The organism is Arthrobacter sp. UYEF20 (assembly GCF_040546335.1).
GTDB lineage: Bacteria > Actinomycetota > Actinomycetes > Actinomycetales > Micrococcaceae > Arthrobacter.
Map to the genome: position 1 here is coordinate 21,422 of NZ_JBEPNP010000024.1, position 14,282 is coordinate 35,703.

Below are 14,282 nucleotides of genomic sequence, written 5' to 3' on the forward strand. Positions count from 1 at the left end.
CTCTTGTGAATTAGTCGCATATTGAGCCCGGCGGAAGAAGCGATGACGGCTCCTGGGACAAACACGGCTCGGTGGAGCAAGCTGACATGAACACGGATCAGGCCGGCCTGCACCCGGAAAGGCATGCAGGAGGACGGGCCGATAGCCGGGATTATGTATGTACGAGATCATGTATGTAACGGTCTGGGTAGCTTGTGCTGGCACCTTGCCGTTTCAGCTTCTGAGCCCCACGCCGTAGTTCGCTACTGTGCGGCCGGCTGGGCACCACACCCATGCAGTCTGCTGAGTTCCGGCGCGCATCCAGTCGCTCTCGACGAACGCGCGGTCGTACGGCCAGAAATTCTGCTTACACACGGCCCAGGCTTGGTAAGAGCCCGTTCCGCCGGAACAGTAAGCAGTGGCGTAGGGGAACCAGACGCCGTCATTCGCCCAGCAGCCCGTCGGTGCGGCCGTCGCCGGCGCAGCACTCAAGGGGAGCAGCAATATGCCAAGCACAGTGGCGGTGAGTGCAATTCGTTTTGATCGTTGTTTCATAGCGGACCCCCTTTGCAGGCCGGGCGAGGCTTCGCGTCGTGCCCCGAATAGGCCAATGCTAAGAGCCTGCCCGATCGTGGGCAATAGGCAGGGCAAACTCCTTGTTTCCGACGGCACCATGCCGGTCCCCCAATGCCTGCCACGCCCGGCCGACGGAATATCTGCACGGGGTGAAAGGAGAGGGCTGGCGCAGGCCAGCCATCCCGGGGATTCAGGATGGGCTGAGACCGGAAACCGCCGGTCGGAGAAGGCAGTTCCAAAGAAACCCCCAAAGTCGCCCGGTACCCGTGCACAGACTCGATGCTGCGCGGGGCAGCCTGCAACGGAAGCGAGCCTCCGTTCAGTGCCCGCGGCACTATGATTTTGCATTTGTAAGACGTTGCGCTTCTGCGCCCGGGATGTCTTCATGTGGGGCAGGTGTCCCGGGCGGTTGAACAGTTCAAATGTTCTTGGCCCATTGTTGAAGGGGTCGGAACCTGTCCGGACGTGGCGTAGCTCAGCCCACAGCCCTCCGCCCGTACGACCCGCTTAGCTGGAGCAGGACGGATCAGGTGCCGCGCCAGCGAAGACGTTTGTGGTGCCCGCTGACGGCCGTCGCCGGAATTCCGGCCCGCCCGGATCCTGCTTCGGCACCAGCCTTCGCGGCTGCAGTGCGCTCATGGTCCGGGGCGCAGTCCCAGTTGCCCCGAGAGGTTCGCGGCATCCAGGTGCGCCCTTGCCGCCATTCCCTGGTCATCAATTCGCTCAACATCGGCGATGGACATCGCACGTCTCCTCCTCCAAGGGTGCTGATGTGCATCATCGTAGGCTTCCAGACGCGGGAGTCAATGCCCGGGTAACCTTGTCGGGCCAGGATCCGCGTCCATGTTCAGGGCCGGCGGGGACAGCTCCGGAACGGTCCGGGGCCCCGCCGTCTGGCGCTTTTTGTGGCTGTACCGACCCTTGCGTTGGGGGCCTTGGCCTTGTCGGGATCCCGGCCATGGCGGCCGATCGTACCAGTCGACGCTGGGCCAGATCAATGGAAGTTCCGCTTCCGGAACCAAAACTGTTGATGTCAAGGGCGACCAGGCCCATGCCGTCTTGAAGGTCTCCGGCCTCGCGGCGACCTTCGTGGACGCCGGTCCCCGCACGTCCAGCACATCAACGTTGGAGGACATGCACTTGACGTCATGTTCTTCCCTTCCGGCAGCGGCGGAAAAGCGTGTCCCGGCGAAGTATTGACGCAGGTGTCCCCGGACGTCATTATTTCCCTTGACGGCTGGGGGGCGCTAAGGCAACCAAGGAGCCGCGCCGTGGATAGCTACTCAGCAGCACAGGAATTCAGCAGTGCCGTTCATTTTCCGGAGAATAATTCCCAGGCACGTCCGCGCCCCAGTACCCCGGAGGCGGCCGGCAACCCCGAAGGGCCCCGCCACCGACGATACCGACGCCGCCCCAGTGGCATCCCCGTAGTGGCTGCGGCTCCGGAGCCTGCGGGGTACCGGCCATGATGGGCGCGGTACTCCGGGGGGCCCTGCAGTTCCGGCTTTTGGTGCTGGCCCTGGCGGTCGGAATCCTGGGCTTTGGGCTCACCACCCTGCCCAACATGCCGGTGGATGCGTTCCCGGAATTCGCTCCGCCCCAGGTCGAGATCCAGACTGAGGCGCTGGGGCTGTCCGCCGCTGAAGTCGAACAGCTGATCACCTCCCCGATGGAGGCCGATCTGCTGAACGGCGTCGCCTGGGTGGAGGCCATCCGCTCCAAATCCGTCCCGGGTCTTTCCTCGATCCAAATGGTCTTCAAGCCGGGAACCGATCTTTTCCGGGCCCGCCAGCTTGTCGCGGAGCGCCTGACCCAGGCGCGCGCGCTGCCGAACGTTTCGGCGGCACCGGTGCTCATGCAACCACTGTCATCGACCAGCCGGGTGATGATGATCAGGCTCACCTCGACGGACATGTCGGCCATCGACATGTCCGTCCTGGCACGATGGACCATGAAGCCCGAGCTCCTGGCGGTGCCCGGCGTTGCGAACGTCGCCATTTGGGGCCAGCGAGACCAACAACTACAGGTCCTGGTCGATCCGGCTCAGCTGCAGGCCAAAGGCGTGACGCTGGACCAGATCATCAAGACCACCGGAAATTCGGTCTGGGTCTCCCCGCTGAGCTACCTCGAGGCCTCCACTCCGGGCACCGGCGGCTTCTTCGAGACGGGACACCAACGGATCGGTGTCCAGCACGTCCTGCCGATCACCACTCCCCAGGATCTGGGTCAGGTTCCGATCGAGGGGCCGGCCGGGAACCTGCTCCTGAAGGATGTCGCCACGGTTGAGACTGACCACCAGCCATTGATCGGCGATGCCCTCCTGAGCAAGGATGCCGAGCTTTTGCTGGTCATCGAGAAGTTCCCCGAGACTAACACCATGGACGTGACGAAGGGCGTCGACGAGGCCCTGCGCTCACTCCAGCCCGGCTTGCCGGGGGTCAAGGTAGACACCACCGTCTACCGGCAGGCGTCCTTCATCGAGGAAGAGGTCGGCACGGTCGGCGCAGCGCTGCTCATCACCTTGCTGCTCATCGTGGCAATGTTCGGGGCGTTCTTCCGGTCCTGGCGCACGGCTCTCATCAGCCTGATCACCATCCCGGTATCGCTGACCGCGGCCGCTCTGGTGCTCTACGTGCGCGGGACCGGCATGAACACCATGGTCCTGGCCGGAATGGTCCTTGCCTTCGCGGTCATCGTGGGCGACGTCGCCGAAGACCTCACGGGGGCCGCCCGGGAAGTCCGGACCTCCACCGCAACCGGAGGCAAGGAGACTGCCGACGCCGGGGCCGCGGCCAAGGAGGCGAGGGAAGCACGGGAAGGACTGATCACCGGAGCCCTGCGCTCGGTTCGCACCCCCATTCTCTATTCCCTGCTCATCATGGCGCTGGCCCTCGTGCCCGCGCTCTTCGTCGCAGGCGAAAACGGTGCGCTGTTCGGGCCCCTCGTGCTCTCCTACCTGCTCGCCATGGCCGTCTCGATGATCGTGGGACTGAGCGTTACGACGGCGCTGGCATTTGTTCTCCCCGGCGACTCCGCGCCGCGGCGGGAAATCCGCGCCGTCAAGCGCCTGGAAAGCGGATACGCCCGGCTCGTGTCGCGTTTGACCGGGAAGACCCGCTGGGTCTTCGCCGCCTCGGCAGTGATCGCCCTGGCCGGCCTTGCACTGGTGCCCCAATTGGCCAGCAACCATCCGATCGTGCCGGTACTGGCCGACAAGACCCTCGTGGTGCACTGGAGCGCGGTAGCCGGCACCTCGGACCAGGAAATGAGCCGCATTACTGAATCGGCCGCCAACGAACTCCGAGCCGTGTCCGGTGTAGCCAACGTGGGTGGGCACGTGGGACGCGCAGTCACCTCGGACCAGTTGGGTGACGTCAGTTCGGGCGAACTGTGGATCACAGTGGCCCCGGACGCCTCGTACAGCGACACTGCCGCCGCTATCGAGCAGGTGGTCCACGGGTATCCCGGCCTGTCCAGCAAGGTATCCACCTACCCGCAGCAGCAGATCGACGAAATCCGGGAGGCCGGCGACAGCGGATTCGCGGTCCGGGTCTACGGGCTGGACATGACAACCCTGCGACAGAAAGCCGGGGAGGTGCAGCAGATACTGGAACACACGGCCGGCGTCGTGAATCCCCGGGTCGATGCACCTAATGAACAACCGATCGCGGAGGTCAAGGTGGATCTGGCCTTAGCCCAGAAGGCCGGCGTCGTACCCGGCGACATCCGACGCGCGGCGGCAGCCCTGCTGCAGGGCATCGAAGTCGGCAACCTCTACGAACAACAGAAGGTCTTCTCGGTGATCGTGAAGGGTGCGGCGTCCACCCGGAACAGCCTGGACAGCGTCCGGAATCTGATCATCGACACTCCGAACGGAGGGCACGTGCGCCTCGGCGACGTCGCCCAGGTCACCATGGTCGGGAATGAAGCGGTGATCCTGCACGACGACACGTCCCGCCGTATCGACGTGAAGGCCGAAATCCAGGGCCGCGCGCTGGGCGACGTCCAGCAGGAAATCGAGCAGAAACTTCAGCAGATTCAGTTCCCGCTGGCCTACCACGCGGAAATCCTCACCCAGTATGCGCAGCAGCAAGGCAACTTCCAGTGGCTGTGGGTGCTGGCGGCGATCGCCGCAGCAGGCATCCTGGTTCTGTTGCAGACGGCCCTGGGAAGCTGGCGGCTCGCCGCCCCGGTCTTCCTGGGCCTGACCGTAGCCCTGTCCGGCGGCGTGCTGGCTGCCATGGCCACCGGCGCGGTCAACTCGCTGATTTCCTTTGTCGCATTCGCTGTCATCCTGGGCTTTGCGGCCCGCGGTGCCATCCTGCTGGTCAGCCATATCCGGAGCCTGCAGGCAGAGGACAGCACGGCCTCCGGGTCCGCCCGGGTCATCCGTGGCGCGAGGGAGCGGGTGGGGCCCGTCCTGATCTCGGCTGTGATGACGGCACTGGCGCTGCTGCCGCTCGTGCTGTTCGGCGGCGTGATCGGAACGGAAATCATTCAGCCGCTCGCGGTGATCATCTGGGGTGGACTGCTCACCTCGACCCTCTTCATTCTGTTCGTTGTACCCGCCGTGTTGCTTCGGTTCGGATCGGAAGCAGCGATGAACCATGCGGTCAAGGATGATTCCCTAGCCCGGCCGGAAAGTCAGGATGCATCATGAAGTCGATAGCTTCGCCACGGGGCCGCAAGCTCGCCGCCCTGATCATTGCGGCCTTCCTGGCACTGAGTGCCGCAAGCTGCGGCCAGGCCCCCGCAGCCGCCCCCACCGACGGCGACCCGGCGGTCCTTGCCGAGGTCCCGGGAACAGACCTCCACCGCCTCACCCTGACGGAACACGCCCTCGAGCGTGTCGACCTCAAGACCGAGGTGACATCCCTGGATCCGCAGACCCAGAAGCTGAGCGTCTCCTACGGGGCCATCCTGTACGACAGCACGGGCCAAACCTGGGTCTATACAAATCCCGAGCCCCGGGTCTTCGTCCGCCAGGCCGTCACCGTCGAACGGATCAACGGCGGCGTCGCGCTACTGACGGACGGTCCAGCGGCCGGCACCGTTGTGGTCACCACGGGGGCCGAGGAACTGTACGGCGCCGAATTCGATACGGCGCGCTGACATGCGCTGGCTCATAGGCATCAGCCTGAAGTTCAGAACCATCGTCGTCGCCCTCGCGTGCGCGGTAATGCTGCTCGGTTCAGTGCAGCTGGGCTCCGCGTCCGTGGACGTCTTCCCCGAATTCGCGCCGCCCCGTGTGGAAATCCAGACCGCCTGCCTGGGTTTGACCGCGCAGGAAGTCGAAGAGCTGGTCAGCGTCCCGATCGAGGCGGCGGTGGGCGGAATGCCGGGCCTGGACGAGCTGCGGTCGAAGTCCGTGCCGCAGTTGTCCTCGATCGTGCTGATATTCCATCAGGGCACCGAACTGCTCGACGCCCGCCAGCTGGTGTCGGAGCGGATGGCGGCCGTGACTGCGGCGCTGCCTACCTGGGCGGCCCCGCCCGTGATGCTGCAGCCGCTGTCCGCGACGAGCCGGGTCATGAAGATCGGGATGACCTCGTCCAACCGGTCCCTGATCGAGATGTCCATGCTGTCCTACTGGACCATCCGGGCCCGGCTACTCCGCGTGCCGGGCGTGGCCAATGTAGCCATCTGGGGCGAACGGCTCCAGATGCTGCAGGTACAGGTGGAGCCGGACAAGCTCAAGGCCCAAAACGTGTCGCTCAACGAGGTCATGGAGGTCACCGCCGGAGCCCTCGACGCCGGGCTCCTGAAGTACTCGCCGGGAAGGTTCATCGGCACGGGCGGCTTCATCGACAGTCCGACCCAGAGAATGGGTGTCCGGCACGTCCAGCCTATCCAGACGCCTGAGGATCTGGCCCAGGTGACCATCCGGGAAAAGGACGGTGTGGCACTGCACCTGGGCGACATCGCCCAGGTCGTGGAGGACCACCAGCCGCTCATTGGTGATGCCGTCATCAACAACGGGCACGGGCTCATGCTGATCGTCGAGAAGCTGCCGTGGGGCAACACCCTGGACGTGACCAAGGGCGTTGAGGAAGCCCTGCACGAGCTCCAGCCGGGGATGAGCGGGATCAGCTTTGACACCACGATCTTCCGCCCGGCAAGTTTTGTCGAGGAGTCGATCTCCAACCTCAGCACGGCCCTGCTGCTGGGCTGCCTGCTTGTCGTCATGATCCTCGGTGCCTTCCTCTTCCAATGGCGCACGGCCCTGATCAGCCTGATTGCGATTCCGCTCTCGCTGCTCACTGCCGCACTGGTCCTCTATTTCACGGCCAGTTCCATCAACACGATGGTCCTCGCGGGGCTGGTCATCGCTGTGGGCGTGGTGGTGGATGACGCCATCATCGACGTCGAAAACATCATGCGCCGGCTGAGACAGCACCGCGCCCGGGGCAGCGACGAATCGGCGGCCTCGGTGGTCCTGAAGGCCTCGCTCGAGATGCGAAGTCCGATCGTGTACGCGACTCTGATCATTGTGGTGGCCGCCGTGCCGATCTTCTTCCTGGACGGACTGACCGGCGTCTTCTTCCGGCCGCTGGCCATCACCTACACCCTGGCAGTCCTCGCCTCCATGGTGGTGGCACTGACTGTCACGCCGGCCCTGGCTCTGATCCTGCTGGGTAATGCGAAACTTGAGGAGCGGGACCCGCCGCTGGTCAGGGTGCTCAAGCGCGGCTACCACGCCGTGCTGTCCCGGATCATGAACCGTCCCCGCTACGGCTATGCCGGCTTCGGCGTCCTCGCCGTCGTGGGCCTGGCGATCACCCCCCTGATGGGCTCGTCGCTGTTCCCCACGTTCAAGGAACGGGACTTCCTGATGCACTGGATCTCGCAGCCGGGAACCTCGGCGGAGGAGGAGTACCGGATCTCGCAGCGCGGCTGCGAGGAATTCCTCAAGGTGCCAGGCGTGCTGAACTGCGGGACGCACATCGGGCAGGCGTTCGCGGCGGACGAGATCGTGGGTGTCAATGCCGGCGAGCACTGGATCAGCATCGACCGCCACGCCAACTATGACCAGACACTGGCCGCGGTCCAGGAAGTGGTGGACGGCTACCCTGGCCTTCACCGCGACGTCCAGACCTATCTGAAGGAGCGGATCGAGGAAGTCCTGACAGGGGCCAGCGAGCCCATCGTGGTCCGTGTCTACGGTGATGATCTCAACGTGCTGCGGGAACAGGCCCAAAGGGTCAAGACGATCCTCGATGACATTCAGGGCACCGATGACGCCCACGTGTCCCTCGAGGTGGAGGTGCCGCAGATTACCGTCACCGTGGATCTTCCCGCGGCACAAAAATACGGGCTCAAACCCGGCGACGTGCGGCGCGCCGCGGCGACGCTGGTCGCCGGGGAAGAGGTCGGCGACGTCTTCCGGGACGGACGGGCCTACGACGTCCAGGTCTGGAGCACCCCGGCGACCCGCTCCAGCCTCACCAGCATCGAGGACCTGCCGATCGACACCCCCAGCGGCCAGCGGGTCAGGCTGGCCGACGTCGCGGCCGTCAAACTGCAGGCGACGCCGAATCAGATCGACCGCACCAACGGGTCGCGCCGGGTTGAAGTGGGATCGTTCCTCGACAAGGGCGCCGATCTGGGGGTGGTGGTCGGCCAATTGCAGAATCGGCTGGACGCACTGGCGCTGCCGCCCGGCTACAGCGTACAGCTGCTGGGTGAGTACACCGAGCGCGAGGCGGCGACGAACCGCCTCATGATCTTCGCGGTGGCGGCCCTTGCCCTGATCCTGCTGCTGCTGCAGACCTCCTTCCGCAGTTGGCGGCTGGCAATACTCTCGCTGTTGACGCTGCCGATCGCCCTGGTCGGTGGGGTCATTGCCGCGTACATCTCCGGCGGGGTCCTGTCCTTGGGATCGGTCGTCGGGTTCCTCACGGTCATGGGGATCGCGGCGCGCAACGGCATCCTGCTCATCAACCACTGCCAGCACCTGGAAAAAAACGAGGGCGAGACCTTCGGCCGAGCACTCGTGCTGCGCGGAGCGGGGGAACGGCTCTCGCCGATCCTCATGACCACGCTGGCCACCGGACTGGCCCTGGTACCCCTGGTGGTCATGGGCACAGTCCCGGGCCATGAAATCGAACACCCCATGGCGGTCGTCATCCTGGGCGGGCTCTTTACGTCGACGCTGCTTAACCTGTTTATTGTTCCGTCGCTCTATCTCCGCTTCGCCAAGTCAAAGAAGGAGCGGGCGGCGCTGGTGCCGGTGCCGGTGCCCGCGTAAAACCGCGGACAGGCGACGCCCCTGCGGAAACCCCGGGTCCTCTATATCATGGTCCCGGGGACCGTCAGGAGGCGTCGCCTGCCCCAGGAGTCATGCCGACAACCGGCCGTTATTGGGCCGTCTTGGTCCAGCCCTTTTCGTCGGGGCCGCCGGACTCGCCGTGCTCGCACAGCTCAAGGACCTTGTTGGAGGCGGCGTGAACAGCCGCCTGGGTGCTCTTGCGGCCGTCGGTGGACGCGGTGCCGGCCGCATAGCCCACGATGAACGCGCTGATGGCGTCCGCGTGCGGTCCGACGGCCTTCGCCGATTCCTCCGCGACTTGGATGATCTTCGCGTGGTCGACTTCCAGATCAAGTATCTGCAGTGCCTGGATCAGGCGGCTGCTCCAATGCCGCAGCGAGCTGTCTTCATCTCGGGTCAAAGTCATTGGTACTCCCCTTCGTAAACTGCTTGGGTCGAACGGCTACCCCTCAAGGGTTAGCACCGACACCGGCCATGTGCAACGCTGCACTTGGCATTTTCCCCGGCTGACTGCCACTAACTCCACAAGGCGACGTGGAACTTCGACCCCCGGCGCTCAAGTCCGCGCGAACCTCCCGGGGCGACCATCGCGGCGGTCGCATCCGCGGTCCCGACGAATCGCTGCAGCGTCTGCGCCACCGTCGTGGTCCGTCGGTGGTCCAGCGTGCTGGCCCACCAGAGGCCGGAGACCGGAGTCCCGACGACGGGCACGTGGACCAGCGACCCGCTGTGGAGTTCAGCCCGGACAATGTGGCCAAGCGCCAGCATGATGCCCTCCCCCGCCCGGACGGCGGCGAGGGCGTCAGTCTCGCTGCTGAGCCGGATGATGTCCGGCCCCACGCCCGTCGAGGCGAGCCAGCGTCCTTCCTCCGTGCTGTCTTGGATCCCGGCCGGGCCGGCAAACCACGGCCGGCCCATCAGCTGCTGCACGGAAACCGGTCCGTGCAGCCGGCCCAGAGGATGGGATGGCGCCGCAATAACAGCGCGCTGGTAGCGCAGGAACGCGACCGACTCCAGACCGAGCTCCGTCACCGCGGTGGCGGCGGGCGCCGTCGGCCGGGCGCCCAGGGCGATGTCGTACGCACGCTCCTTCAGAAGAGAGCAAAGGTCCTCCGCGGACTCGACCACGACGTCGACCGACGCGCCCGGCACCCGTTTCGTGAAGACGTCGAGCAGCCGGCCGGCTGCGTGCTCGGCGAAAGGTGCGGTCGCAGCGATCTTGAGCCGCCCGGCGTCGTTCTTGGCGTTGGAGACCTCCCACCGGGCCTGGTCCGCTAGACCGATGATGTCCTGGGCGTAGTCGGCCAAGGCCCGGCCGCCGGGAGTCAAGGCAATCCCGCCTCCGGCGCGCACGAAGAGCGGGTCGCCGAGGTCCTGCCGGAGCGCGGCCAGGGCGGCGGACACGGCCGGTTCGCTGACCTCCAGGGTTGCCGCCGCAGCATGAAGCGAGCCCAGCCGGGCCACGAGGGCGAACGTGCGGAGTTGGCTCAATGTCATCGACACGGCGTCATAACCTTTCGCTTATGACGATATTGACACTCCGTATCAGCCCGAGCAACACTTTCCTCAAATCGGTGCTGCGCGACGTCGCCAGCGACCAGGAGTGAGGTAGGGACTATGCAGATTCCGGCTCCATTCGACTATGTGCGGGCCACCTCCGTGGACCACGCGCTGGCACTCCTCGCGCGCCACGGCCCGGAGTCACGGGTGGTCGCCGGGGGTCACAGCCTCCTGCCGATGATGAAGCTCCGGCTGTCCCGGCCGGAGTGGCTCATCGACATCAACGACCTCTACGAGCTCGACTTCATCCTCCGCGACGGCGACAAGCTGCGGATCGGCGCCCTGACCCGCCACACCACGCTGTTCGAGTCCGATGAAATCAACGGGCTGTTCCCCATCGTCCGGGACGCCGAGTCCGTCATCGCCGATCCGGTGGTGCGCAACCGCGGCACCATCGGCGGCTCACTCTGCCAGGCAGACCCGGCGGAGGACCTGTCCACCGTGTGCGATGTCCTGGGCGCGGAAGCAGTCATCCGCGGACCAGGCGGCGAGCGCATCCTGACCATGGCCGACTTCCACCGCGGCCCCTACGAAACGGCCGTGGGTCAGGATGAGCTGCTGTGCGAGCTCCGCTTCCCCATCCGCCCGGGCTCGGGCAGCGCCTACGAGAAGGTCGAACGCCGGGTGGGCGACTGGGCCGTGGGAGCGGCCGGCGCCGCCGTCACGCTCGCGGCGGACGGCAGCATCGCCGACGCCGCCGTCGGACTTACCGCCCTCGGCCTGGACCATACCGTTGCGGAGGCCGCCGCGGTGTTGCGGGGCCAGCGGCCCGCGGAGGAACTGTTCGTCGAGGCCGGGCGGCTCGCGGCGGCGGCCTGTGACCCGGTGGATGACCAGCGCGGCCCGATCGACTACAAACGGCACCTCGCCGACGAACTCACGCGGCGGGTGTTGCGGCTTGCCTGCTCCCGCGCCGCCCAGACCCAGGAAGGCTGAAGCGGATGCAGATCAGCATGACCGTGAACGGCAGCGAAGTCATGAGCGACATTGAACCCCGGGTGCTCCTTGTCCACTACATCCGCGAGGTCCTCGGCCTGACCGGCACGCACTGGGGCTGCGACACGAGCAACTGCGGGACCTGCGTGGTCCTCATGGACGGGCAGCCAGTGAAATCCTGCACCGTCCTGGCCGCCATGGCCGCCGGGCACGACATCCGCACCGTCGAGGGGCTCGCGAGCGGCGGAACCCTGGATCCTGTCCAGCAGGGCTTCATGGAGGAGCACGGGCTGCAGTGCGGCTTCTGCACCCCCGGCATGATGCTCACCGCCCGTGCCCTGCTGGACAAGAATCCGCATCCGGAGCCCACCGAGATCCGGCAGGCCATTTCGGGCCAGATCTGCCGGTGCACCGGCTACGCCACGATCGTCCGTTCAGTGCAGTGGGCCGCGGCCCACCCGGCAGGCGCCGGTACCGACGTCGGCGCCACGGCCGGCGAGGTCATCGACGGCACGGATACAGCAGTCCCGGATAGTGCGACGGAGCGAGAGGACACAGAGGTGAAGGCATGACCGTCATCCACGAGCGGCCCAGCAATCCCGCGGCAGGCGACGAGGACCGCCCCATCGGCTATGGCCGTATCCAGCGCAAGGAAGATCCACGCTTCGTGCGCGGCAAGGGCCACTACCTCGACGACATCGTCCTGCCCGGAATGCTCCACGGCGCCATTCTGCGCGCCCCGGTAGCGCACGCCCGGCTGGTCTCCATCGACACCACCAATGCCCTGGCCCATCCCAAGGTCCTGGCCGTCATCACCGGGAAGGATCTCCTGGGACTCAAGCTGGCCTGGGCCCCGACGCTCTCTGCGGACGTCCAGGCCGTCCTGGTGACCGACAAGGTCCGCTTCCAGGGACAGGAGGTCGCGTTCGTCGTGGCCGAGGACCGCTACGCGGCCCGGGACGCACTGGAACTCATCGAGGTTGAATACGACGTCCTCCCCCCGGTCATTGACGCCCGCAAGGCCCTCGATGCGGACGCCCCCGTGATCCGTGACGACATTGAGGGCCGGAAGGACAACCGGATCTTCGACTGGGAAATCGGCGACAGGGCGGAAACCGAGGCCGTGTTCGCCTCCGCCGACGTCGTTGTGTCGCAGGAGATCGTCTACCCGCGGGTGCATCCGGCCCCGATGGAAACCTGCGGCGCCGTCGCGGACTTCGACGCCGTCAACGGGAAGCTGACCCTCTACGAGACAACCCAGGCCCCGCACGCCCACCGCACCCTCTTCGCGATCGTCGCCGGGATTCCCGAGCACAAGATCCGGGTGGTGTCCCCGGACATCGGCGGCGGCTTCGGCAACAAGGTCGGCATCTACCCCGGCTACATCCTGGCCGTGGTTGGCTCGATCGTCACCGGCCGGCCGGTGAAGTGGGTGGAGGACCGCTCCGAGAACCTGATGTCCACCTCCTTCGCCCGTGACTACATCATGCAGGGCGAGATCGCGGCCACCAAGGACGGCAAGATCCTCGCCGTGCGGACCAACGTGCTGGCCGACCACGGCGCGTTCAACGCCACCGCCCAGCCCACCAAGAACCCGGCCGGCTTCTTCTCCATCTTCACCGGCAGCTACGACCTCAAGGCCGCGTACTGCAGCGTCACCGGCGTCTACACGAACAAGGCCCCGGGCGGTGTCGCCTACGCCTGCTCCTTCCGCGTCACGGAGGCCGTCTACCTCGTGGAGCGGATGGTGGACATCCTGGCCCGGAAGCTGGAAATGGATCCGGCCGAGCTGCGGCTGAAGAACTTCATCAAGCCGGAACAGTTCCCCTACGCCAACAAGACCGGCTGGGTTTATGACTCGGGCAACTACGAGCCCGCCATGCGGCTTTCCATGCAGATGGCCGGCTATGACGAGCTCCGGCGCGAGCAGAAGGAGAAGCGCGAGCGCGGCGAGCTGATGGGGATCGGCGTCTCGTTCTTCACCGAGACCGTAGGCGCGGGACCCCGCAAGCACTTCGACATCGTGGGCCTGGGCATGGCCGACGGCGCCGAGCTGCGCGTCCACCCCACCGGCAAGGCCGTCGTCCGGCTCTCGGTCCAAAGCCAGGGCCAGGGCCACGAGACCACCTTCGCGCAGATCGTCGCCGAGGAACTCGGCATCCCGCCGGAGGACATCGATGTGGTCCACGGCGACACGGACCAGACGCCGTTTGGCCTCGGCACCTACGGGAGCCGCTCGACGCCGGTCAGCGGCGGCGCAGTCGCCCTCGTGGCACGGAAAATCCGGGAAAAGGCCAAGCTGATCGCCGCGGCGATGCTGGAGACCCGGGCCGAGGACCTCGAATGGGAGAAGGGACGCTGGTTCGTCAAGGGTGACCCCAGCGTCGGGAAGACCATCGCCGAGATCGCCATGGGAGCCCACGGCACCGTCGCGCTGCCCGAGGGGGTGGACGGCAACCTCGACGCCGAGGTCACCTACGATCCCCCGAACCTGACGTTCCCCTTCGGCGCGTACATCTGCGTGGTCGACGTCGATCCGGGCACCGGACACGTCAAGGTCCGGCGCTTCATCGCGGTGGACGACTGCGGCACCCGGATCAACCCGATGATCATCGAGGGCCAGGTGCATGGCGGACTGACCGACGGCGTCGGGATGGCATTGATGGAGATCATCGAGTTCGACGCCGACGGCAACTGCCTCGGCGGGTCCTTCATGGACTACCTGATCCCCACGGCCATGGAAGTGCCGGACTGGGAGACCGGTTTCACGGTCACCCCGTCCCCGCACCACCCGATCGGCGCGAAAGGCATCGGAGAGTCCGCCACAGTCGGCTCGCCGCCGGCGATCGTGAACGCCGTCGTCGATGCCCTCGCGCCCTACGGGGTGGTGCACATGGACATGCCGTGCACCCCGGCCCGTGTCTGGGCCGCGATGCAGGGCCGTGCAAGGCCACCGATCTGA

Annotated in this window: 8 protein-coding genes; 6 read left to right on the forward strand and 2 right to left on the reverse strand. The window is 66.2% G+C overall.

Annotated elements, in window-relative coordinates; all coding sequences use genetic code 11:
• Positions 1-2,023: 2,023 nt before the first annotated feature.
• Genes ABIB26_RS20135 through ABIB26_RS20145 form a run of 3 tightly spaced genes read left to right on the forward strand, consistent with a single transcriptional unit; the run spans position 2,024 to position 8,803 of the window.
• On the forward strand, positions 2,024-5,215 hold the full coding sequence (locus tag ABIB26_RS20135; protein WP_502913724.1) for an efflux RND transporter permease subunit: 3,192 nt from the start codon (positions 2,024-2,026) through the stop codon (positions 5,213-5,215).
• A complete protein-coding gene (locus tag ABIB26_RS20140; RefSeq protein WP_354247269.1) occupies positions 5,212-5,667 on the forward strand; it encodes an efflux RND transporter periplasmic adaptor subunit in 456 nt (151 codons plus the stop codon). The genes ABIB26_RS20135 and ABIB26_RS20140 overlap by 4 nt, the downstream gene beginning before the upstream one ends.
• A 1-nt stretch (position 5,668) precedes the next feature.
• Entirely contained in the window at positions 5,669-8,803 is a 3,135-nt protein-coding gene (locus ABIB26_RS20145; protein WP_354247272.1) for an efflux RND transporter permease subunit, read from the forward strand.
• Positions 8,804-8,912: 109 nt separating this feature from the next.
• Here ABIB26_RS20145 and ABIB26_RS20150 read toward each other — a convergent pair whose 3' ends face one another.
• Entirely contained in the window at positions 8,913-9,230 is a 318-nt protein-coding gene (locus ABIB26_RS20150) for a DUF6457 domain-containing protein (protein ID WP_354247275.1), read from the reverse strand.
• A 110-nt stretch (positions 9,231-9,340) separates the two neighbouring features.
• Positions 9,341-10,321 carry a LysR family transcriptional regulator gene (locus tag ABIB26_RS20155; protein WP_354247341.1) on the reverse strand — a complete coding sequence of 327 codons (981 nt, stop codon included), beginning with the start codon at positions 10,319-10,321 and terminating at the stop codon, positions 9,341-9,343.
• 120 nt (positions 10,322-10,441) lie between these two features.
• On the opposite strand from ABIB26_RS20155, the gene ABIB26_RS20160 reads away from it, so the two are divergent.
• From ABIB26_RS20160 to ABIB26_RS20170, 3 genes are read left to right on the forward strand one after another with little or no spacing between them, the layout of a single operon-like run.
• On the forward strand, positions 10,442-11,320 hold the full coding sequence (locus ABIB26_RS20160) for an FAD binding domain-containing protein (protein ID WP_354247277.1): 879 nt from the start codon (positions 10,442-10,444) through the stop codon (positions 11,318-11,320).
• A gap of 5 nt (positions 11,321-11,325) precedes the next feature.
• Entirely contained in the window at positions 11,326-11,892 is a 567-nt protein-coding gene (locus ABIB26_RS20165; RefSeq protein WP_354247279.1) for a (2Fe-2S)-binding protein, read from the forward strand.
• A complete protein-coding gene (locus tag ABIB26_RS20170) occupies positions 11,889-14,282 on the forward strand; it encodes an aerobic carbon-monoxide dehydrogenase large subunit (protein ID WP_354247282.1) in 2,394 nt (797 codons plus the stop codon). Before ABIB26_RS20165 ends, ABIB26_RS20170 begins: the two co-directional genes overlap by 4 nt.